Genomic DNA, 21,874 nt, shown 5'->3' with positions numbered 1-21,874 from the left:
TTAAAAGTAGATGTGCTATCTTTAATATCAGGCCTGAGAGAAGGTATCTGTGGGCTTCACCTCTTCATTGAAGGGAGGTGCGACAATGATTCGCTTTCGGACAAGGCGGTTGGAAATTGTAATTTATTTTTCAATCCGTAAATATTAACCGAAAAAATTAGTCGCAGGGTTACGCAAGAAACTAAAGCTGTCATTGGCCAGCTTTAGTCCCTGTGATAATAAAAATAAAATATAATGTTTAAATTCTTTTTTCGGAATTTTTCTCATATTTCTTTTCTTTAGTGTAACCTACGAAGTTCTTCTTTCCATCTCTCCTATAACCGATTTCTCTTCCCTATATGCAAGAGCCTGACCCTGATAGGAATATACAGATCGACTTTTGCCTTTCCTTCCGGATCTTCAAACGGATTGTTCATGCAGAATTCAAGACATTCTCGTTCGTCCGGATCAAATTCACTATGGGGAAGCCATTGGCCAAAAATGCTTTGATAGGCAATACCCAACTTATCGATTGTGTCATAAAAATGGTACAGTCCGTAGAGCCCTCCCGGCAATTTCCTGAATTGCACTTCGGATTCGTTCTCTTTAATAAACGATTGCGGCAAGGTCACGCATGCATCATATCGACACTCGTGTTCTTCCGTCGTATTTGGATCGTCTAAAGAAATTCCAATGAAATATTGATTTGGCGGATACAGCTGATACTTGTTTGTCCACTCCCCAGTTTATTCCACGCCTTATAGGTGTCCAGGTAGCTGCCAATATGCCTTACGAACGCAATTTCATACTCGGGCAGCTCTTTGATTGAAACATTCATTTGCCAAATCCTCCTCAGAAAATTGTTATGAACATTTCCATTATAACGAGAAGGACTCGGTTCCTCTTCCTGCTTATTGCTAAACGATAAAGAAATATTGCTATCTTTGTTTAGCGTTTGCCTATATTCACTCGGCGTCTTGTTGAATTGCTTCTTAAAGGCAAAATTGAAATTTGAAGCTGATTCAAAGCCGCACAGATGGGAAATTTCGAGTATCGTTCGATTGGCGTCGGATAGATAGGATAACGATTTCTCCAACCTGGCTTTTGTCAAATACGCAATAGGCGTCATGCCCACCATGGCCGAAAAAATTCTGGAAAAATGGTATTTTGAAAAGTGGGCTTCCTTAGCCATTAAGTCGAGCGTTAGCTTGCCGCTTAAATTGTTTTCAACCAAAGCGAAAACCTTGTTCATTCGGTCACTGTAATTGTTTGTGTCCATTATCGCTTTTTGTTCCTTTCGTGGGTTAGTCCGATGCGTGAACAGAGGGTTATGAATCGTCTGCTTAATGATTATATTCATTCGCTCTTTCACGACGCGACCCGGCCGTAGATAGTTCTTATCTTAGGCCGGGTCGCGCGTTGTCCGAATATTCTTCTTTGATTATACATCTGATAATCAAAGGCCGTAAGGCCCTCGACGTGAATATGGCGTTATATCCTTTATGTTTCTTGGGGAGTAGGTTGGGGGCTGAGCCCTCATCAGGAAGCCTGAGTCGCATATAAACGCGCATAAATGCCGCCAAGTCGAATTAATTCATCATGCGTACCGGTCTCGGCTACGCCCGTTCCTTCCAATACGACAATCTGATCCGCATGGCGAATCGTCGATAACCGATGCGCAATGACCAGCGTGGTGCGATCTTTTGAAATCTCATCAAGCGCCTCCTGGATCTCATGCTCCGTCTTCGTATCAAGCGCTGATGTCGCTTCATCGAGAATCAGGATCGGCGCATTGCGCAGAATTGCCCGCGCAATCGATAATCGTTGCTTCTGCCCGCCTGACAAGCGCACGCCGCGTTCACCAATGATCGTATGGTAGCCTTGTTCCATAAGTGCAATAAAATCATGCGCTTTGGCTGCTTTCGCTGCGGCTACTACATCTTCCTGCGCCGCTCCTTTCCAACCATAAGCGATATTGTCATACACAGACCCATCAAACAGGAACGTATCTTGCAGTACCATCGAAATATTATCCCGCAAGCTGGCTAATGTCACATCGCGAATATCGATGTCATCCAACTGAATCGAACCGACTTGCGGGTCGTAGAACCGATTGACCAAGCTGGCCAACGTTGTCTTTCCCACACCTGTTGTTCCCACAAGCGCCACCGTCCGTCCGGGTTCAATGGTCAGATTCAGTTTCTCCAGTACAGTCAAACCATCCTGATAAGCAAACGATACATCTTGAAAGACAATTCGCCCTTGTATACGAGGCAACGTGATGGCATGACGTTTTTCCGGCACATCTTCCACTTCTTCCAATACGTCAAACACCCGTTTAAGACCCGCTCCTGCCTTACCGGCCATTTCCATCAAGCCGGAGAAGGATTTAACGGGATTATAAAACATCCCCAGGTAGGCAATAAATCCGATAATATCTGCAATGCTGACTTCGCCTGTTCCGATCAGCCTTCCTCCAACAATCACTACTAATACCGTTCCGAGCGCGGTCACAAACGCAAGAAGCGGCTTTGAAGTTTCATAGAACAAACTGGCGTGCAAGTAGGTTTTTGTATGTTTAAGCGCCAGACGAGAGACGTTGCTTTGTTCCTCCTGCTGTCGATTGAAGATTTGAATTTCCTTTATCCCTGACATGTTCTCCTGCACCTTACCGGCAATTTCGCCCCGAACCCTGGAATTTTCACGCCACATCGGCGACAGACGCTTGCTCTGCCAAATCGTAATCGCCAGCAAAAGCGGGATCGTAATTAGGCTAATCAATGCCAGCTTCACATTGATTGTCAGCAGCAAGATGCCCACGCCGACAAAAGTCAGTACATTGACCACAAAATCGGGAATGGCATGGGCAATAAAGATTTCCGCCTCCATCGCGTCGTTCACGACTCGTCCGGTCAAATCGCCGGTTCGGCTTCGATTGAAATAACGCAAGCTCATTTGCTGATACTTGCCGTATAATCGTGTCCGCAAATCTGCCACATAGTGAAGAGCGGCGTAATGGTTCATGTAGCCTGACAGTGATGACCCAATGGCTTGCAGCAAAGTTGATGCGAGCAGCAACAAACCGATCGTCAACGCTTCTGCGGCAAAATGGGAACTGCCCTCTGTGGCCAGTTGTGTCAGAGAGCGAAGCGCCCATGGCAAATAAAACCCGGCGATCGTAGCGATCACGACACCGGCAAATCCAATCCCTAACTGCACCCAGTATTTTCGCGCCTCAACTAAAACACGCCATGCCATTCTCATGTCGCCATCGCCTCCCTCCGTTCCTTGCTGCGATCACGCATTAACTGATAGGTCACATAAACCGGACGCCCCGTTCGCGGCTCCAGCATAATATCCGCATCAATGGCAAATACCTCCCGCAGCGTCTGAATGGTCATCACTCGCTCAGGCGAGCCCTGCTCCACGATTTGCCCATTGCAAATGGCCACCATGTAATCGGAAAAACGCGCTGCCAGATTCAGGTCATGCAGCACCATCACAATCGTTACCTGCTGACTGCGATTAAGTTCGTACAACAGCTCCAATACCTCCAATTGATACGCCAAATCGAGATAAGTTGTCGGTTCATCCAACAAGATCAGATCCGTCTGCTGGGCCAGCGCCATGGCGATCCACACCCGCTGGCGCTGACCGCCCGAGAGCGTATCGACCTCACGATGCTCAAATTCGTCTAGCTGCGTCAGACTTAACGCCCAAGCAACGATCCGCTTGTCTTCATGGCTCAGCTTGCCGAACCCGCGCTGGTGGGGGAAGCGTCCATAGGCAACCAACTGCCCCACCGTCAAGCCGCTCGGAGCGGTCGGGGTTTGCGGCAGGATCGCCATCTGTTTGGCAACCTCTTTGGTCGGCAGCGTGCGAATATCTGCGCCGTTGAGATAGACCGTGCCGTTTTTCGGCTTGAGCAAACGTCCGACCGCTTTCAATACCGTTGATTTCCCGCAGCCGTTCGGCCCGATCATCGTCGTGATCTGCCCGCGGGGAATCTGCAGGTTCAATTCTTTCACAATAAGGGTGTCATCGTAGGCAATATCAACGTGTTTCGCTGTAATACATTCCATGTTATCCTCCTAGTTCGCCCTGGCCAATAAGTAGAGAAAGTAGGGAACGCTGATCGCCGTAATCACAATCCCGGTCGGCATAACCCCGCCAAAACTGATCGCGCGGGTAATCGTATCGGCCAGCACCACGATGAACCCTCCCGTCAGGCCGGCAGCCGGAACAAGCATTTTATGATCAGGCCCGACCAGCTTATGCGCGATATGGGGCGCAATCAAACCGACAAAGAAGAAGCTGCCGCCCAACGCCACGCTGCCGGAAGAAAGCGCAACCGCGGCCAGCGACAAGCCGAGAAATTCCGGTTTCACCGCCAGCCCCAGACCTTCCGCCGTCTGATTGCCCAGATGGAGGACATTCAGCATTCGCGCTTTATAAAAGATATAACCAAACAATACCAACACCCAAGGGGTCAATATAGCGATATAAGACCAATTATCGCCCCACAAGCTGCCGGCCGACCAGCGCAGCATAAAGTTCATCTGGGAATCGTCCAATTTAAGCGTTAAAAAGGTCGTCAATGCGCCATACCCGCTGCCAAGTGCCACACCGGTCAAGATCAGGCCGATGGGCGACACTTCTCTCCCGCGACGATAGGATAACAGGAAGATCAAGGCGGCCGCCATCAGACCTCCCACGAAGGCAAGCAGCGGCAAAATAACGAAGGAACGAGCCCCCATGGGCGCCAAATAAACCACGAAGACGAGCACAAACAAGCCCGAGCCCGAACTGATCCCCAGCGTCCCTGGACTGGCCATATCATTGCGCAGCAAGCTTTGCATCACCACACCCGCCGCCCCCATGCCGAGACCGACAAGAATGGATAAAACAATGCGCGGCAGACGGAGGGTAAGTACAATGAGATTTTGCTTTTCCGTGCCGTTTCCAAGCAGCACGTCCCATACTTCCAATGGAGAAAGATTCATCTTGCCGGAATTCATGCCAATCGCCGCAAACAACACAATCAGAAAGAACAGCAGACTGATTACGGCCATCCCCCGCCGCATCGTATAACGCTGCTTGATCATTCAAACTCCCTCCTCTGCTTGCGAGCCAGGAAGAGAAAGTACGGCACGCCGATAATGGAGAAAATAATGCCGATCGGCGTCTCGAAGGGTCTGTTGATCAACCGGCCAATCAGATCGGCCGAAACGGTGAGCAGCCCGCCGTAAACGGCGGTGGCCGGAATAATATAACGGTAATCGACGCCGACCAGATAACGGACCATATGCGGGGTGATCAGACCGACAAAGCCAACCGGTCCCACGACCACGACCGCAAGCCCCGTCAGCACCAGAATGACTATCGTGGACAGTCCTTTAACAAGCCCACTGCGAATGCCCAGCCCTTCGGCAACATCATCGCCCAAGCCCAGTAAGGTAACCGAGGGAGACAAGCCTATGGCGAGCAGCACCCCGCCGATAAACAACGGGGATATGATCAGCAACTCGCCCCATTTGACCCCGACAGTACTGCCCGCCGTCCAGAAGGCAAGCGCTCTCCCCAGATCGTAGTTAATCGCCAGGTACTGGCTGAGTGCGCCAAAGAGCATCGAGATCGACAATCCTGCAAGCACAAGCCGTTGAGGGGTCATGCCCCGTTCGCCCAACGAGGCGATAAAATACGTCATCCCTGTGGCTAGCGCGGCTCCCAGACAAGCGAACAATGCCGTTTGTCCATACGCAGTACCCGGGAAGAAAGCGAGACAAACCGCGATTGCAAAGCCCGCTCCCGAACTAATCCCCATCAGTCCGGAATCTGCCAACGGATTGCGCGTCGTCCCCTGCATAATTGCCCCGCAGACCGCAAGGCTGCATCCGACGACCAGGTCGGCTACCGTACGGGGGAACCGGAGGGTGCGGATAATCTGATGATCGGTGAGACTTGGATCAAACCGAAATACGGCCGCCCATGCATCCGCCAAGCGCATATCGGCAGCGCCAAAGGAAATTGACGCTGCCGATACAAGAACGGTTAACCCAAGCCCCACGATCATATACATCGTAAAATTCGATACGCTCGCCTGTTTTTGGGCTGACTTTATTTTCATAACCGCTTCCTTTCAATTCCCTACTCAAGATGGAACAAATGGGTCGTAAAATAGTCGATCTGGGCGCTCATGCTTTCCACATCATCGAACAGCATGACATCCTGGTCTTTTTCTTCCATGTATAACACCTGGTTATTCTTGACGGCATCGATGCTTTTCCAGATTTCCGAGTTTGCAAAATCGGAATCATGATTCACGTAAACAACGTAGTCACCCGTATACTTAGGAACAGCTTCGTAAGAAATAGCAGCACCGCCTTCACCAACCAGACGCTCAAACTCCTCAGGCATTGTTAGCTCTAAATAGGTATAGAGAAGACTGGCGCCTCTTTTTGCGGTTTCAGCATTAAACCCCCATTCGGCCCAATCCTGAAATACACTAACCGTTTTGGAGTCCAACGCATGTTCCTTAAGCTGCTGTTTTAGGGAGGCTAATTTGGCATTGAATTCATCCACTAGATTTTGCGCCTCCTGCTGCTTACCGAACACTTCTCCTATAAAATTCAGACGTTCTGCAGGAGCAAGGCCGGAAGAGATCGCAATGACAGGCGCAACCTTCGACAGCTTTTCATAATTATTGGCTGTAAATTCATCCTCTGCGATGCTGATAATCAAATCGGGATCATAGGACATAATCGTTTCAACGTCCCAATTATCATAATTCATCGTTGGAATTCCAGCCGCTTGATCAAAGAAATGAACATTTTCTCCTGTTACAAAACCCATTAGAGCAACCGGTTGTATACCCAGTGAAAATAATTCAGGATAGTACCAGTTGACGACCACTCGTTGCGGATTGATCGGAACCTCCACATCCCCCTTGATCGTGTGGATAATCCGCGTTTGCGCTGCGTTCTCCGTCTCCTTTGTTTCCGTGGTTGACGTCGTTTGCACCTGCGTTTGCGCCGGTGTCAAATCTGGTGACCCTGTGTTCGCTGGCGCTGATGATGAGCATGCCGACAATAACAGCATCAAGCTCATAGCAGCCGCCAATATCATTTCCTTGCTCCTTGTATTTCCCAACATGTGCAATTCCCCATCCCCTGTCGATTTGACTAGTCTGTCTAGTTCTCTCTTATTGTAAGGACGGTGAGAATCATTATCAATACCATAAACCTGCATGGATAGTGCGTTTATTTTCCGATAATCGCTTGGCGTCATTTTGTAATACTTTTTGAACATACGAAATAGGTTTTTCTCATTTATGAAGCCACAACCTTCAGCAATTTCCTTCACCGTTGCATTCGTATTCTCCAAGTGGTGCCGAGCGGTGTTTAGTCGCTTCTGTATAACGTACTCTTGCAGGCTGCTTCCTTCCCGTTTTTTAAATAAACGCGTCAACTGTCCGTTGCTTATGGCGAACATATCGGCGATTTCCTGAAACATAATCGGCTTTATATAATGCTCATCCAAATACCGTTTGGCCGAGATCACTGGATCTGGCTGTAGAAACTTTGTCTTTCCGTTCTCCAGATCCCTATATATTTCGTGCACCGATTGATAGAACAAGCTTTTGGTATGAAAATGATTCATCTCCGTTCTCCGATTCCAGCTGTCCATCATCTGTTGAAACAAACTGAGCAGCCCCACCGGATTTCTCGGCACATAGCCAAACTGTTGCAGAAACGGATTCACCTGCTCCAACAAGCGCTGCAGGTCCCTTTTGAAAAAGAGCGGCGTCTCCGCTTTATATAGCACCATATAGCTTTCCAACGTCACATCATCAGGCAAGATGCTGAGCACCGTTCCCTTCCCGCCATGAAAAAGACCAAACCGCTCCATTGCAAAAGCGGCTTCGTTTAGCTGAACATTCGCCGTTCCTCCATAGGCATACACCAACATACTGCTGGGCAATTTGTAATGCTGCAACGGTTGATTCGGATAAATAGGTTTGTGGCGCACATCCATCAATGAAATCGAGGAACGTGTCCATATATGAGCCATCGTTTCGAGCATTTCTGGAGTAAAGATTCGTATCGCTCCAGTGTCTTCTCGCATCTGTATTCACTCCATCACTAAAGGCTATCTATAGGTCAGTATAAATGATAATGATTATCAATGATATGAAGTGAGAATGAAAAAGGTTAGTTTTTTACTTGTTATGTATGAGGAAGACGGATCGGGTCATGAGGGAATAATGAGGCTCACTACACGGAGAACTTTGTTACTTATGCGGTTGGCAAAACGACGACTTTCGATCTCAAAGTGGAGGAATGGCGGGAAGCCTTACTGGTGAAGGGTTTTGGCATTTTTGAGCATTACCGTCTAACCCTCAGAAGAGGATCTCTGCGGATGTGTACAATACATTCCTCTTTGGACGTATGATATACAATGTTCCCAGGTGCAGCTTTAAAGAATTCTTTGTTTGCTTCCTCGTTAGATACTGAGTAAATAAGTGCGACTTCATCAATAATTTTTCTGTCTCCATCTTCATGCGATTTAAGGATAGTAACTAAAACAAATTGGTTTGGAAACAGTTCTCTTACTTCTTGCCATTTCATATCTGTTTCCACCTCCCATATGATTATTATGTTTATTTTAGCAAAGTTTGCTCAGCTATATGAGGTTATACTACTGCATTGGCATTGCACTGATTTTCTATAATGTTCATGTATTCACGACGTCGATCCCCTCACCAAAATTTATGTGGAGAAAATGAAAAAAACCGCGATTAACGCGGTTTAGAAGGTTCCGGCAGCCGTCAGTGTCCTTTCTTGCGGATCTGCTTGTGGCGGTTTTCTCCCCATTCCTTGGCCTTGGCGGTTGCGATTGAGATCGCGCGGCTTTCGGAATAGCCTTCCTCCAGCAGCTCGTTGGCAATGTCGATCGCTTTGTTGCGGATCGGGGCCATGAAGTTTTTGAGCGAATCCGGATAGTCGTCCTTATTCCAGGGCATCGTTTATTCCTCCCGCAGCTTTTCTACCCTCTTTTAGACGACTTCAGCGAATTTGAATCACGGCGCGGCCGATCGGCTCCTTACAAGATCTCGATATACCCTTCCGTCCCATGCACCCGAATGCGCTGCCCGTCTTTTATAAGCTTGGTGGCGTTCTCCACTCCGACCACTGCCGGCAGGCCGTATTCGCGCGCGATAACCGCTCCGTGGGTCATCAGTCCGCCGACCTCGGTGACCAGGCCTCTGACGGATACGAACAAGGGCGTCCAGCTAGGGTCGGTAAAAGACGTGACCAATATATCTCCGGCCTCCAAATCGGCCTCTTCCATCTTCAAAATAACGCGCGCTCGCCCCTCCGCCACTCCGGAAGAAACCGCTAAACCTGCAAGGGCTTCGGCCGGAAGGTTTTCCCGTTTGTACTTGCCCGCAACGATTTCGCCATCCGACGTCATCACGCGCGGCGGAGTCAGTTTTTCGTAAAGTTCGTATTCCTCTTTTCGTTGGCGAATGATCTCGTAATCCAGCTTATGAGTGCCTACGGCATCGCGAAGCTCCTCGAAAAAGAGATAATAGATTTCTTCTTTCTCACGAATAACGCCCGCTTGCACGAGCCGTTCGGCCTCCTTCAGCAAGGCTTGCTTATACACGAAGTAGCGGCTCACCATACCGTATTTGGGATATTCCCGATAACCGGCGAAATTCCGAACGAGGTCGATCATTCGTTTGGTTTCCCGGGCCTTCTGTTCGCCGTCCGGCAATTGCTGTAACCGCTCCAATAGCTCTTGCTCCTTTTTCGAAGCTTTCAGGAGCCCCTGTTCGAATTTCCGCTTGCCGGCATTGGGCTCGAAGCTTTGGATATTGCCCAGAATCAACGGGACAAGCGCAATCGGCTTCTCGCTCCAGCGCGTTCTCGTCACATCGATTTCTCCGGCGCATCGCATGCCGTATTTATCCAGATACGCCTGGATCGCGTCCCGGGCCTCCTGCCCGCCCTCGAGCTGATCCAACTCTTCCAGAAAGCGATCCTCTTTAACCTGATGCAAATAACGAACGACTTCCGGGTAAGGGCGAATCGCGTCTGCGACGTCCAACAGCGCCAGTCCCATCTCCGAAGTAATATTGTTCGCTACCGATTGAGAGAGCGTATCGGCCGCGTTTTTTTCGCCTAACCACTCTTTCATTTTTTCATTGATCCACGTCGAAGCGGCCATCCCCGCCCGGATGACGGCCGAGCTTTGCGGGTGGAATAAAATCTGCTTTAATTGCTGGAGATCCTCCAAAATAAACGCAAATACATCCGGTCCCGATTTCGTTTGGATGTTCCGCTTGAGCTCTTCGATCGAATCTTGACTTCTCTGAATCAGATCGGAGACGATGGACGGATCGTTCTCGATTTGCGTCGCTGGATCGACAGCGCTGCTCGGAGCTGCTTGCTCATCTAACGGCGCCTTAATAAAATCTCCCCGCTGTAGGAGCGTCGTAAGCGCGTCCTTGGTGAGCGGATCGGATTGGGCCAGGGTCAGCAAATTTTTCCTCCCGGCAGCCGTAGCCATTATAGGCGCAATGTCGACGAATAATCTTCCGCCGGCTGTGCGCATAGGCGCGGAAGTCGTTAACAGGTAAAAGGACAAGCCCAGCGGTTTGATCGGATCGGTCATCATTTGTTGATGACCGACGGATAAGTACACGTGGTTTTCCTGATCGCCTGCTTCGGGGATCGGGTACAAAGTGGTAATCGGCCGACTCTGGACGATATAGAACGTATGGTCCGCCAACCCCCATTCGATATCCTGCGGCCGGCCGAAATACGCTTCGATCCGTCTCCCTATGCGCGCCAGCCGTAAAATTTGTTCGTCCGTCAGCGCCTGCTCCTGCCGGAGGTTGGAATCGATCTCTCGTGTCTCCGTACCGCCTTCGTTCCGCGCATAGATCCCCATTTTTTTGTCCGATATTCTCTTCTCGACGATTTGCCCTTCCCGCACTTTATAGCAATCGGGAGATACCCGTCCGGAGACCAGCGCTTCGCCAAGTCCGAAGCCGGCATCGACGGACAGCAGCTTGCGGTTGGAGGTTATCGGATCGGCGGTAAATAAAATTCCCGAAACCTCCGGAAAAATCATCCGCTGAACGATAACGGACAAATAAACCTGACTGTGATCGAAGCCGTTCCGGATACGGTAAATAACCGCCCGGTCCGTGAAAAGGGACGCCCAGCATTTGCGAATATGCCGCAGGATCGCTTCCTTGCCGACGATATTTAAGTAGGTGTCCTGTTGACCGGCAAAAGAGGCATAGGGCAGATCCTCGGCAGTCGCGCTGGAACGCACCGCATAAGCATGCCGGTCGCCCAACCGGGAGAGATGATCGGCAACGGCTTCCGCTACGTCGGATGGAATTTCCGCTTCCGCAAGGATTTGTCGGAGCTCCCTGCTGATCTCGCCGATTTGAGCTCGATCGTCCGCCTTTAATAGATTTAATCGATTCAGCAGGGCATGATACGTTTCGTTTCTTGCGATTGCTTTTCGATATCCCTCTGTCGTTACGCAAAATCCTTCCGGCACTTGCAGACCTTCGACTTTAGATAATTCCGCTAAATGAAGACCTTTTCCGCCCACGAGCTCCAGCTGCGTTTTCTCCATCTCCCGAAAACCGAGAACCAAAGCCTTCATTCCGCATCTCTCCTATTTCTGAAAATGAGAAAAACCGATTGACAACAGTTTGTTGTCGTGGTACATTTAAAGTATAAGATACGTTATTTATGTCTTCTAAACGAAGACATTCGTTATTTGATTATATCATCGCGCATGCCCATGTGCAATGTAAAAAAAGAACCCGACACTTGTCAGGTTCTTTTTTTAACGATCAGCCACTCCGTGATCAGGATATTAATGACCAAACCCAGAAAGATGTTCACCTCCATCACATGGGCCAATACAGCCTCGACGCCTCCGTCAGGCAAGCCTTTATTCGCTATATAAAACAAGATACAGAGCGGCGTTACGATTCGAGCCGTCGCGGCGACCAACGTTACCGCATAGCTTCGGATCATCCACACTCCGTGTTCCGCGAATTGCCGCCTTCTCGCATATCGGTAGCCCTTCCATCCGGTAACGATCCATAATACGACCAGAATCAGAAACGCAACCTGCCTGATATAGCTGTCCGTATACATCCCGACGACCAAGCCGCTTACGCTTCCAACCGCCACCATGGTCAAATAACCTCGGCCGATCCATCGGTGGATATGCGGTTTACGCTCGCGGAGACGGGGAACGAATTGCAGCCAGCCGATCGCAAGCGCGATAAAGGACGAATAAATGTGCACGAGCAATAAAGGATAATGCAGCTCGAACGAATCGCGGATCGGCACGCGGCTTAACCCGGAATTCATCGTGAGATACGGAGCCACGGCGAAGGCTGCCGCGGCAAAGATGAGTCCCGCAAGCAAGCCCCAGCCTATTTTACTTCTTCGGATTTTTCTCGTCATTCCCCAACCTCCCTCGCTTAAGCTGTTTTATCGCGCGTTATCTTCCCCCTACTTTCCTCCCGTGAGCTCCTGTACCAGCAAAGTTACGATGATCTGATGTCCGGCAAGCGACGGATGAAGTCCGTCCGCCTCCATCCATAGGGCGTTGGCCGGCAGCCCGAAATCGGCTTGCGTATCGACGACGGGATCGGATAGATTCCGCATAACGTCGCCGACAGCGGCGATATCCTCATTGCGGCAGCGGATTCCCCCCTGCCGGAAGGGCGGGAAAGCTTCAATCCTCTCGCCGTTGATCGTCGTAGGGGTGATCCATACCCAGCGCGGATTCCCTCTTGCTTGCGCCAGTCGGCGAATTTCTGCGAGGTTTCGGGAGGTTTCCCCGATACTGACTTGCGTTGGCGAAGGTTCTGGACCGAAGCGCAGAGCATCGTTGCCCCCGATCATGCAGAGCACCCAGTCCGGGCTGTGAGCCATCGTGTCGTTGATCCGCCCAAGCAGCTGCGACGAAGTATGGCCGGATAGGCCTTCGTTGACCAACCGGATGCCGTCCCGCGGCCTTCTGAGCTCCAGAAGCTGCCGCAAAATTTCAAACCACGAGAGCAGATCGTCCGTCGTGCTTTCCCCGAGCCCGACAATGGTCTCCCCCTGCCTGAACGGGAGCTGATCGACCCTGTCGGCAAAAGCCGGATCCTCGAGCAGCTGCGCCGCCGCCTCTTTCGTCTGCCGCTGCAGCGAATTTTTAAGACGGAGGAACGTCTCCGTATCGGGAATGCCGTACAGAGTCGCTAACGTCTCGTCTTGAAAGCTGCGGACGAATTTCAACATTTTCTCCGGGTGCTGCATGCGAATAAGCTTGGTCCATTGTCCAAGCATTTGCTGATTGTTTTCAACCTTCATCTGCGATCATCTCCGATTTCGTTTTGTGGTGCTCGCTCCCCTATCCGATCTCGCCGCGCGTTCCCCTCCAGGCGGTATTCCGGACGACGATGAACGACATGGCGAACAGGATCAAGGCAATGACGGGATGGAGTACGGCTGCGGACGGCAGCGCCTGAATATTAAGAAATTGAAAAATAACCGCCCCGAACATCCCCAAGCTTAACCAACGTTGGACCCCTCCGATTTTGGCGATGAAGGTCAGCAGGAACATCACCAGAGGCATAAAGGCAAAATAACGAACAAATTCGATATGCGAGCCCCAATAGACCGCGTCCGTGAACACCGCCAGGCCTGCAATAAACGCTTGAACGACAAGGCATAATAGAAATGCCATTGCCAAAATATTGTAGGCGTACCGAGCGATTTTCATTTAAACCCTCCCTTCTGTTTACAAAAATCATAACGAACGCTTCTCACGGAACACGGTGCGAAAATGTCACAAAACAAGCAACAGACAGTTACATTTCAGTACGTCTGCCATTGGACGGAAGCTTAATGTGCTAAAATACAGGCACGAGCGCGGCATTTTCGGGAGGAGAGCCTATGAGCAAGCGAACGGTATTACTTGTCGACGACGATAAAGAAATCGTGGAGCTGATGAGAGAGTTTCTGGAGGATGAGCGGTTTCACGTGATCGAGGCGTATAACGCCGAGGAAGCCGGCAGTGCGCTGGATCGGCATTCGGTCGACTGTATTTTATTGGATGTGATGATGCCGGGACAGAGCGGTCTCGATTTCTGCCGGCAGGTCCGCAAGACGAGCAACACCCCGATTCTGTTCCTCAGCGCGAGAGGCGAAGCGCTCGACAAGATCCGCGGCTTGAGCCTGGGAGGGGACGACTACATTGTCAAGACCGCCACTCCGGAGGAAGTCGTCGCTCGGGTTAAAGCCGTGCTCCGCCGGTACGACAACAGCGAGAAGAAATCCCCTGTCATACTCGATTTCGGCCGCCTCGCGCTTAACGTCAACGCATACGAGGTGACGATCGACGGACAGCCTGTGCCCATGACGCCCAAAGAATTCGAAATTCTATGTCTGTTCGCGGAATACCCGCGGCAGGTTTTCACCTATGAACAATTGCTGCAGCGGTTCTGGGAGGGGATCGGAGATAAGCATTCCGTCACGGTGCACATGGGCAGAATTCGCGAGAAAATCGAAGAAAATCCGCGTAAACCCAAATATATTACGAACGTTTGGGGCGTCGGCTACCGTTTCGAGGGGGAGCGGGCGGAATGAAGATGAAGCTTCGCTATTGGATGCTCTTCGGCATGCTCATCGTCACCGTTGTTCCCCGGTTGGTCTATGAAGTGCCGGGACTCGTCGACCGTTATCTCCTTCATCCCTCGCAAGCGGAGCAGCGGCAGGCGGGAATGGACGGACTGGTGGAGGAAGCGAGCAAATCCGGAATGGCTCAATGGGAAAATCCGGAGTGGCGGTCCGTCGTGGAAAAGCAAGCCTCCTCTCTCCATCTCGGTATCATCGTGAATGACGCTTCGGGGCGGGAACGGTTTCGATTTATGCCGGAGGGCTCGAATTACGTGGAGTTCAGACAGATTGTTTTTGCGGAAAAAGGCCAGCTGCAGGGCAGTATGTTTCTCTATGGCCCGAAGGCGGGCAATGGATGGGGAGTCGTGTTGTCGATTATCGCTGCGGCAGGCGTAATCGTCTTTATCGGATTGAAAATCGGACGGGTCGTCGTCAAGCCGCTGGAAGCGGCCAGCGCAGCCGCCAGACGAATCGCCGGCGGCGATCTGGACTTTGAGCTTCCGACATCGACCGTTGCCGAGGTGATCGACGTTCGCAACGCTTTTCACGCGATGCGCAACGAGCTCCAGGACTCGTTGATCCGGCAGTCCCGTCTGGAGGAAGAACGCCGTTTTTTCATTAGCGCGATTGCTCACGACTTAAGAACGCCGATCTTTACGCTCCGGGGGTTTCTACAGCGCATAGAGAAAAGCATGCACGGCAGTCCGCAGAAGCTTCCGCATTACTTGGAGATCTGCAGGCAAAAGGCGGAGCAGCTGAATCGCCTCGTCTCCGATCTTTCCTCCTATACCGTAACGGATTCGCTCGACCTGTCCATGCGCCGGGAACGCATGGAATTGAATCGGCTGCTTGCAGATCTGGTGGCCGAATACGCTCCAATCGCCAAGGAAAAGAAGATCGACCTGCGGTTCAACGCCTCTCCCGAGGCCATCGCGCTTCATGCTGACCCCCATCTGATCCACCGCGCGATCGGAAATCTGATGGACAACGCGCTGCGGTATACGCCGGCTAACGGCAAGGTTACGATCCACTGCTCGACTCGGGAAAATAAGGCGCTGTTCTCGATCGAAGACACGGGACCGGGGATATCGGCAAAAGAGGAGGCACGCATTTTCGAACCGTTCTATCGGAGCGACGAATCCAGAAACCCGGAATACGGAGGCACCGGGCTAGGCCTTACGATTGCGCGGCGAATTATAAGGGCCCACGACGGGGAGCTTGCGGTACATCGGGATACGTCTGACGAAGGGGCCGTTTTTGCGGGGTGGCTTCCGCTTGCTTCCGTCCTTAAGTAGCGGACATGGATCTGGACCGAATTTGTTCCCTGGCTTCGTCGTTCATTCGCGCAGGCGTCCATTTCGGCTCGAACACCAGCTTCACTTCGGCCCGCTCTACCCCTTCGACCGCTTCGACGGCCGTTTTGACACTCGCAACGATCTGGTCCGCCAAAGGACATTCGGGAATGGTAAGCGTCATTTCGACGATAACTTCTCCGTGATCTCTTGCCTCGATGCCGTACACGAGCCCGAGGTCCACGATGTTCACACCGATTTCGGGATCGATTACTTCTTCAAGGGCTTCTGTAATCCGGTCTTCATTCATGGCCAGCACATCCTTCGCGGTTGATTTATCCTGCTTTTGCTCGGGCATAGTATGCGTCTAAAAAGACAAAAACAATCGGAATAGAGCTCCGCGGCGGGATAGGGATGAAAAAATGCATGTATCTCCGGCGACCGCCTCATCCGCTCCTGAAATCGCCCCCTTAACGGGTTAGCTCTTCCCATTCAGGATCGCAGCGCAAGGAGATACATGCACGACAACCTCTCTATCGATTATCTTTTCCTATTAAACGAATAGGCGGAATCCGTATGCATAAGGCGCCGTTCTCCCCTGCTCCGCCTCGGACGGCGGCAGACAGATCACGAGGCCTTGATCCACGATCTTGAAAGACAGCGGTTCGTCCGCCCCCATTAGCTCAACTCGGCTTACCGGGCCGCGATACGGCACCGCGATCTGTTCCGGCACCTGTTCCTCTTCGTCCCGGTAGAGACGATAGACGTACACCCGATCCTCTCTCCGCGTAAAGGCGCACTCGTCCGCAAAATACGGCTCGCAAATGCGAGTCCGATAGATGCCCTCGCCATGAACGGCAAGCCATGCGCCCAACTCCCTGATCCGCTCCGCCGCCTGGCGCGGCAGTCTTCCGTCCGGCTGCGGCGCGACGTTCAGCGCCAGATTGCCGCCCTTCGCCACGACTTCAAGCAGCAGCGCGACGATGTCGCGCGTCGGCTTGTAACGCTCGTCGAAGCGATAGGAGAAAGCGTCTCCGATCGTGATGCAGCTCTCCCACGGGACGAATAACGGGGCTTCGGGCACCGTCTGCTCCGGGGTCACGTAATTCTCGTAAGGGCCGCCCACGGTCCGGTCGACCGCCAGCAGCCACGGCTGTGACCGCCGCGCGCGTTCCACCGCTTCCTCGAGCCGGATGTCCTGCCCTTCCTCACGGCGAACCCAGCCGGCATCCAGCCATAACGCGTCGATGCGCCCGTAACGGGTCGTCAGCTCGTCGATCTGCGCATGGGTGAAGGCCACGAATCGTTCCCATGCTTCGGGATCTTCCTGCGGATCGTAGTTGGGCCCTCTGCGGCTGCCTCCGGCGATCCCCGGCTTCCAATAATCCGGCGTATGCCAGTCCGCTTTGGAGTAATAAGCCGCAATGGCCATTCCTTTCTCCCGAAAAGCGTCGAACAAATGCTTGCACGCATCCGCGTAACGATGGGAGCGGAACGGACAATCCGGCCCCGTTATCCGATAATCCGTCGTGTCGGTGTCCCACATGCAGAAGCCGTCATGGTGCTTCGTCGTAAAAATAAAATACTTGAAGCCGCCTTCCGCCGCCAAGTCCGCCCACACCCGAGGCTCGAAGCGCACCGGATTAAACGAACGGTTCAGGCCGAAGTAGTGCCGCTTTAATTCCTCGCCGTCCACGTCCCATTCGAGCTCGCTTCTGGACCACGCCGCGTCTTCGTCGCTGAGCGCCCAGGATTCCACCGCCCCGATCTGGGAATACGGCCCCCAGTGCATCATCAACCCCAGCTTCTGGTCCTGAAACCATTCGAGCCGTTCCCGCAGCAGCGGATCTTCCGGCCGTACCCACATCTTGCTGCCGCTGTAGCCGTGGACCCCTTCGTGCACGTGCTGCTCTCGCTCCGTCATGGATTCGCTCCTTCTCCCTCGTCTAGCGCATCCAGCCAGATTTGCCGGATCTGTTCGTCCCCGAGCGCTTCCGGGTATAATCTCAGTTCGTCGATCGCGCCGTGGAAGCCCTCCGAAGCGTTGCCGTCCGAACCGTTCTGCGCCCCGATCCGGAAGACATTCGGATTGTCCAGCTGGTTCTGGATCGGATCGACCGACTTGCTGAGCACGCGGGTTCCGTTAATGTACAACCGGAATTCGCTGCCTTCCCGGCTTGCGGCGACATGCGTCCACTCGCCGGTCGGGATGGACCCGGCATCCGTATTGAACGGCCACATTCCGTGTCCCTGGCCCTGCGCGTCGCTGACCAGGAAATACATCTGACCGTTCGAAATCCACCAGTTAAACATATTTTCCTGACTGCCGCTCGTTCCCTGACCCAAAATATGATGATTGTAGGCATCGGATTCCGGCTTGATCCAGGCCGCAAACGTGAAATCCGCCTTGGCGATCGGAGGAATTCGGATCGAATTGCCGTAGAACAGCAGCGCTTGGCCGACCTTCCCGTCCACCCATGTCGGCGTGCCTTCGATATCGTAGTCCAAGCCGCCGTTCGCTTCTTTCGTCCGGGCTCCCTGCCCTTCGTCGAACGGATAATATTGTCCCAGCTCCTCCACGACCGCGCTGACGGATGCCTCGAAACCGGAGTAGGAAGCGGTAATCGATACCGGCCCGGTATTCCCCGTGAACGTGACGATCCCGTCGGCAACGGTTGCGATATCGGGATCGGAGGTCGACCACTGCGCATGGGAGGTTCGCGCCGTGAACCCGTCGGCGTACGCCGCTACCGCCGTCAACGGGACCGGAATCGCGCTGTAAGCCAGCGGCTCCGGTATCGCGATGCCGACCAATTCGCGCTCGATCGGGCCGCTCAGCCGCACCGGCAAGTACTGGGCGGGGTTTTTGCCGCCGCCGATGCCGCCGCCCCATTCGATCCAGCCTCTCCGGCCGTCGCCGTCATCGTCGTTGATCAGCAGCGAGAACGCAAACGCGCCGTCGGCCGGCACGATCGGAGCCAGCTCCTCCCAGGGAAGCGCAAGCTCGTAGCGGGTCTCGCTCAAGGTTTCATTCCGGACAATCGATAACGGGGCGCCGGCGACAAGCCCCGCCGGCTGGCCGATTCCTGTCCAGCGATACAGCTGCGGCCCGTCGGGCGTCAGCGCCATCCCGAATTCATGCCAATCTGCGCTGTCTCCCGGCATGCCGGGCGAGAAGGCGAACTGGATGGAGTCCCCCAGCCAGATTTGGCCTTGCGACTGGTTTTGCGAGAAGCGATTGTCGCGGATCGCCGCCGCGATATACAGATGCTCCTCGTCCCATGTGACCCGGACGTCCCCGCCAAGATCCCGCGCGCCTCCGTAGTCCGGAATCTCGATCCGGCCCTGGTTGGGCAGCTCTATGAACGGTATCGGCGTCAAGTCGTCCGGTTCTCCGTCCACGACAATGCTTTGTCGCGCTAAAGACGTGACGGCGATCAGGCTCCCTTCATAGTCCAGCGACAGTCCGCCTGCCGCGCGAAGCGCAAGCGTAACCGGGTAACGCCGGGACGGCTCCAGACCGGAGAGCGGCAGGTCGATCGTCAGCTCGGCCCCCGCCGCGATCTCGGCGTTCGGCAGCTCCGTTCCCTGCGCGTCGCCGATGGTCCATGCGAGCTCCTCGACCGTTCTCGCGCGGTCGGATTCGTTGCGGATCGTCACCCGCAGCGTCTCCGGCTCCATGCCTGCCGCGCCTGCCAGATGCCTGGCCTGTATCCGCAAAGGCTCCTTCACGACAATGTCCTTCGTCAGCCGGGCAACCGGCTTGCCTCGGTCGAGAATCTCCCCGACCACGCGGTAGCTGCCGGCTGTCTCGAAGCCGGGAGCCGATAAGGCGATTTCAGCCGTTTGACCCGGCGCGACCCGGACCGGCACCGTCCGGTCGCCGATCGCGAACTGCGCGTCGATGCGGGCGCGCGGAGCGATCGTATTGTCCACTTGAAGGAGCAGCGGCAGTTCGTCGTTACGATAGGCGTCTTCTCCCTGCAACGAATACTTCCCGCTCGGCTTGAGGTTTTTGACCTTACCGGTCAGCTTTAACGCATCTTGGGAAATCGTGAGGTAGATCAGATTGCCCTGACCCGGATAATAGGTTTTCGACAGACCTTCCGCATCGGTGACCGTGATCGGCTTATTCGCTTTCACCGCGGCCGTCGTCGGCTCGGCCGACCGAACGAGACGGGTTTCCGTCCTGCCAGTCTGGATCACATAGCTGAGAATGCCTCCGCCTGCGTTCTCGTCCGGCAATCCCGAACCGTTGTAAGCACCGCGATTCGGAGCCGCGGACGCCGACACGGCGTTGCCCCAATAGTCCCGGCCTCCGCTGCCCGCTATGAGCGTGCCGCTGCCCAGCGACGGCGATCCCGCCGCCAGCTTGTAGCCGTCCGTCGTCGTGCGGCCGATACTCCCGAAACCCGGAGCGACCAGGCCCGGATCGGTCGTCAGCTTGTTTGCGTCCGCCGGCTCGCTCGGGTCATGATTGCCGTAGAACGTATTGGAATCGAACGTACACGCCGCGTTTCCGCAATAATACGTCAGGTTCGACCCCAGATTATAGATGATGTTGTTCCGGAAGCTCAGCGTTCCTTCCGGCAGGTTGTTCCCGTCCGGCGCCATCAGGAACCTTGCGTTCGATTCCGGACCGGTATAGAACGTGTTGTTGTACACCTGGTAATCGTCCAGCCGTCCGACCGCCTGAATGAGCGCCGTCCCGTCGTTCTCGCTGACGTTATACCGCACGATGCCGCCGCGGTCGTATCCGGTCCCCTCGCCACGCTGTCCGACCAGCAGCATAAACCCGCCCTCGTTGTCGTGGCTGTAGTTGTACTGCATCACGCAGTTGTTGCACAGCTCGTCGATGTCGAAGGCCATCCCGTCCAGCGTGTTGTGCGTCTTGTACGCTTCATTGTACTGGAACAGCGCGTCGTCCGAATTGATCGCCCAGATCGCCGCGTGGTACCCGACCGAATCGTAATAGCTGTGAGCCGCCACATTATGCTCGACCAACGGCGCGTCGCCCTCGCATACGACGATCGCGTCCCCGCCCGTGCGGTTCAGGCTGTTGCCGCGAATGACGAGGTTCGTCATTCCGAGCCAAGGCCCGACCCCGTCGGTGCGCGTATCCCGGTTGCGCCAGTTGCTGCGCACGAAGATGCCGGTGCTGTCCACGTCCGTAAACGTGTTGCCCTCGATAAGTACGTCGTCGAACTTGGTCGGCGTCGCGCTGCCGGTCACCCGGACGATGATGCCGCCCGACTCGAGATCCTGAACCTCCGTTTGCCCGTTCACGTCGTGAATGTCCAGGTTCTTCAGATGGATATGGCTGGCCGTGCCGATGTCCTGCGCCTCGATCCATACCGCCCGGCGCGTCTGACGCACCTCGCCGACGTTCGTAAGCTCGAGATTGTTGATTTCCCAATACTGCTGATTGAACAGCTTCACTGTCTCTTGGTATAGACCGGCGCCGTGAATGGCCGGCTTGGCTCCTTCGCCGTACCGGTCGACGACGATCGGCTTGGCCGCCGTGCCGGAGCCCTTGGGCCAGAGCTGCCCGGTCCACGACGATCCCGCCTTCAGCAAAATCCGGTCGCCGGGCTGGAATGTCACTGCGTTCACCTTGTCCAGCGTGCGCCAGGGGGCGTTCGCGCGCGTCCCCGCGTTGGCGTCGTTTCCGGCAGCCGAATCTACGTAATAGGTTCTCGACGTTCCTCCGCCGGCCTGCGTTTCGGGAGATTCCGCCGTCATGCAGATCGCCAGCAGCAGCAGCCAGCCGCATACGACAAACGCCGATGCGGGCTTAAGCTTGATTTTCATCCTGTCTTCTCCTCCTTCCGAATGGTGACCGCGCAGCGCCGGCCGGAGGCAAACCCGGCAGGCCTCCACAGGCCCGCC

18 protein-coding genes are annotated in these 21,874 nt (G+C 53.8%); 2 read left to right on the top strand and 16 right to left on the bottom strand.

Annotated features, from left to right (window positions below; all coding sequences use genetic code 11):
- Window positions 1–314 precede the first annotated feature (314 nt).
- From ACFFT4_RS05740 to ACFFT4_RS05680, 13 genes are all read right to left on the bottom strand, one after another.
- On the bottom strand, window positions 315–668 hold the full coding sequence (locus tag ACFFT4_RS05740) for an AraC family transcriptional regulator (RefSeq protein ID WP_378045945.1): 354 nt from the start codon (window positions 666–668) through the stop codon (window positions 315–317).
- Window positions 659–1,258: a helix-turn-helix domain-containing protein gene (locus tag ACFFT4_RS05735; RefSeq protein WP_378045813.1), complete on the bottom strand. Its 600-nt coding sequence runs from the start codon at window positions 1,256–1,258 to the stop codon at window positions 659–661. Before ACFFT4_RS05735 ends, ACFFT4_RS05740 begins: the two co-directional genes overlap by 10 nt.
- A 260-nt stretch (window positions 1,259–1,518) precedes the next feature.
- Complete coding sequence (locus tag ACFFT4_RS05730; RefSeq protein ID WP_378045811.1) at window positions 1,519–3,243, bottom strand: ABC transporter ATP-binding protein; 1,725 nt, start codon at window positions 3,241–3,243, stop codon at window positions 1,519–1,521.
- Window positions 3,240–4,061 carry an ABC transporter ATP-binding protein gene (locus ACFFT4_RS05725; protein ID WP_378045809.1) on the bottom strand — a complete coding sequence of 274 codons (822 nt, stop codon included), beginning with the start codon at window positions 4,059–4,061 and terminating at the stop codon, window positions 3,240–3,242. Before ACFFT4_RS05725 ends, ACFFT4_RS05730 begins: the two co-directional genes overlap by 4 nt.
- A gap of 9 nt (window positions 4,062–4,070) precedes the next feature.
- Window positions 4,071–5,084, bottom strand: a complete 1,014-nt coding sequence (locus ACFFT4_RS05720; RefSeq protein ID WP_378045807.1) for a FecCD family ABC transporter permease — start codon at window positions 5,082–5,084, stop codon at window positions 4,071–4,073.
- On the bottom strand, window positions 5,081–6,106 hold the full coding sequence (locus ACFFT4_RS05715) for a FecCD family ABC transporter permease (protein ID WP_378045805.1): 1,026 nt from the start codon (window positions 6,104–6,106) through the stop codon (window positions 5,081–5,083). The genes ACFFT4_RS05720 and ACFFT4_RS05715 overlap by 4 nt, the downstream gene beginning before the upstream one ends.
- A 20-nt stretch (window positions 6,107–6,126) precedes the next feature.
- Window positions 6,127–8,103: a helix-turn-helix domain-containing protein gene (locus ACFFT4_RS05710; RefSeq protein ID WP_378045803.1), complete on the bottom strand. Its 1,977-nt coding sequence runs from the start codon at window positions 8,101–8,103 to the stop codon at window positions 6,127–6,129.
- A 260-nt stretch (window positions 8,104–8,363) separates the two neighbouring features.
- Window positions 8,364–8,606 (bottom strand): hypothetical protein, encoded by a 243-nt coding sequence (locus tag ACFFT4_RS05705; RefSeq protein WP_378045801.1) that lies wholly within the window; start codon window positions 8,604–8,606, stop codon window positions 8,364–8,366.
- Window positions 8,607–8,806: 200 nt separating this feature from the next.
- Window positions 8,807–9,001, bottom strand: coding sequence for a DUF2188 domain-containing protein (locus tag ACFFT4_RS05700; protein ID WP_116059031.1), 195 nt, complete (start codon window positions 8,999–9,001; stop codon window positions 8,807–8,809).
- An 80-nt stretch (window positions 9,002–9,081) separates the two neighbouring features.
- The gene (gene ppsA, locus ACFFT4_RS05695) at window positions 9,082–11,670 is read right to left on the bottom strand and encodes a phosphoenolpyruvate synthase (protein ID WP_378045800.1); all 2,589 of its coding nucleotides are present in this window, start codon (window positions 11,668–11,670) and stop codon (window positions 9,082–9,084) included.
- Window positions 11,671–11,843: 173 nt separating this feature from the next.
- Window positions 11,844–12,488 (bottom strand): DUF2306 domain-containing protein, encoded by a 645-nt coding sequence (locus ACFFT4_RS05690; RefSeq protein WP_378045798.1) that lies wholly within the window; start codon window positions 12,486–12,488, stop codon window positions 11,844–11,846.
- Between the two features lie 48 nt (window positions 12,489–12,536).
- Window positions 12,537–13,385 (bottom strand): SGNH/GDSL hydrolase family protein, encoded by an 849-nt coding sequence (locus ACFFT4_RS05685; protein ID WP_378045797.1) that lies wholly within the window; start codon window positions 13,383–13,385, stop codon window positions 12,537–12,539.
- A 40-nt stretch (window positions 13,386–13,425) separates the two neighbouring features.
- A complete protein-coding gene (locus ACFFT4_RS05680; protein WP_378045796.1) occupies window positions 13,426–13,797 on the bottom strand; it encodes a DUF6220 domain-containing protein in 372 nt (123 codons plus the stop codon).
- Window positions 13,798–13,970: 173 nt separating this feature from the next.
- Between ACFFT4_RS05680 and ACFFT4_RS05675 the strand changes: the two genes are divergently transcribed.
- Window positions 13,971–14,663, top strand: coding sequence for a response regulator transcription factor (locus ACFFT4_RS05675; RefSeq protein ID WP_116059035.1), 693 nt, complete (start codon window positions 13,971–13,973; stop codon window positions 14,661–14,663).
- The gene (locus tag ACFFT4_RS05670; RefSeq protein ID WP_378045794.1) at window positions 14,660–15,988 is read left to right on the top strand and encodes a sensor histidine kinase; all 1,329 of its coding nucleotides are present in this window, start codon (window positions 14,660–14,662) and stop codon (window positions 15,986–15,988) included. The genes ACFFT4_RS05675 and ACFFT4_RS05670 overlap by 4 nt, the downstream gene beginning before the upstream one ends.
- On the opposite strand, the gene ACFFT4_RS05665 is transcribed toward ACFFT4_RS05670, so the two are convergent.
- The 3 genes from ACFFT4_RS05665 to ACFFT4_RS05655 all read right to left on the bottom strand — a co-directional run bounded on the left by ACFFT4_RS05665 (window position 15,981) and on the right by ACFFT4_RS05655 (window position 21,796).
- On the bottom strand, window positions 15,981–16,295 hold the full coding sequence (locus ACFFT4_RS05665) for a metal-sulfur cluster assembly factor (protein ID WP_181917478.1): 315 nt from the start codon (window positions 16,293–16,295) through the stop codon (window positions 15,981–15,983). The genes ACFFT4_RS05670 and ACFFT4_RS05665 overlap by 8 nt on opposite strands.
- 243 nt (window positions 16,296–16,538) lie before the next feature.
- Window positions 16,539–17,909 carry an alpha-L-fucosidase gene (locus ACFFT4_RS05660; protein WP_378045792.1) on the bottom strand — a complete coding sequence of 457 codons (1,371 nt, stop codon included), beginning with the start codon at window positions 17,907–17,909 and terminating at the stop codon, window positions 16,539–16,541.
- Window positions 17,906–21,796, bottom strand: a complete 3,891-nt coding sequence (locus tag ACFFT4_RS05655) for a LamG-like jellyroll fold domain-containing protein (protein WP_378045791.1) — start codon at window positions 21,794–21,796, stop codon at window positions 17,906–17,908. The genes ACFFT4_RS05660 and ACFFT4_RS05655 overlap by 4 nt, the downstream gene beginning before the upstream one ends.
- Window positions 21,797–21,874: the final 78 nt, after the last annotated feature.

Origin of the sequence: Cohnella cellulosilytica (assembly GCF_042431195.1) — a bacterium.
GTDB classification, from domain to species: Bacteria; Bacillota; Bacilli; order Paenibacillales; family Paenibacillaceae; genus Cohnella; species Cohnella cellulosilytica.
This window is presented reverse-complemented; position numbering and strand designations above follow the sequence as displayed.

Coding starts and splice junctions, on each gene's coding strand:
- ACFFT4_RS05660 (WP_378045792.1), bottom strand. CDS start 17,909: ATGACGGAGCGAGAGCAGCACGTGCACGAAGGGGTCCACGGCTACAGC.
- ACFFT4_RS05715 (WP_378045805.1), bottom strand. CDS start 6,106: ATGAAAATAAAGTCAGCCCAAAAACAGGCGAGCGTATCGAATTTTACG.
- ACFFT4_RS05705 (WP_378045801.1), bottom strand. CDS start 8,606: ATGAAATGGCAAGAAGTAAGAGAACTGTTTCCAAACCAATTTGTTTTA.
- ACFFT4_RS05670 (WP_378045794.1), top strand. CDS start 14,660: ATGAAGATGAAGCTTCGCTATTGGATGCTCTTCGGCATGCTCATCGTC.
- ACFFT4_RS05710 (WP_378045803.1), bottom strand. CDS start 8,103: ATGCGAGAAGACACTGGAGCGATACGAATCTTTACTCCAGAAATGCTC.
- ACFFT4_RS05720 (WP_378045807.1), bottom strand. CDS start 5,084: ATGATCAAGCAGCGTTATACGATGCGGCGGGGGATGGCCGTAATCAGT.
- ACFFT4_RS05735 (WP_378045813.1), bottom strand. CDS start 1,258: ATGGACACAAACAATTACAGTGACCGAATGAACAAGGTTTTCGCTTTG.
- ACFFT4_RS05730 (WP_378045811.1), bottom strand. CDS start 3,243: ATGAGAATGGCATGGCGTGTTTTAGTTGAGGCGCGAAAATACTGGGTG.
- ACFFT4_RS05665 (WP_181917478.1), bottom strand. CDS start 16,295: ATGAATGAAGACCGGATTACAGAAGCCCTTGAAGAAGTAATCGATCCC.
- ACFFT4_RS05655 (WP_378045791.1), bottom strand. CDS start 21,796: ATGAAAATCAAGCTTAAGCCCGCATCGGCGTTTGTCGTATGCGGCTGG.
- ppsA (WP_378045800.1), bottom strand. CDS start 11,670: ATGAAGGCTTTGGTTCTCGGTTTTCGGGAGATGGAGAAAACGCAGCTG.
- ACFFT4_RS05725 (WP_378045809.1), bottom strand. CDS start 4,061: ATGGAATGTATTACAGCGAAACACGTTGATATTGCCTACGATGACACC.
- ACFFT4_RS05700 (WP_116059031.1), bottom strand. CDS start 9,001: ATGCCCTGGAATAAGGACGACTATCCGGATTCGCTCAAAAACTTCATG.
- ACFFT4_RS05680 (WP_378045796.1), bottom strand. CDS start 13,797: ATGAAAATCGCTCGGTACGCCTACAATATTTTGGCAATGGCATTTCTA.
- ACFFT4_RS05685 (WP_378045797.1), bottom strand. CDS start 13,385: ATGAAGGTTGAAAACAATCAGCAAATGCTTGGACAATGGACCAAGCTT.
- ACFFT4_RS05690 (WP_378045798.1), bottom strand. CDS start 12,488: ATGACGAGAAAAATCCGAAGAAGTAAAATAGGCTGGGGCTTGCTTGCG.
- ACFFT4_RS05675 (WP_116059035.1), top strand. CDS start 13,971: ATGAGCAAGCGAACGGTATTACTTGTCGACGACGATAAAGAAATCGTG.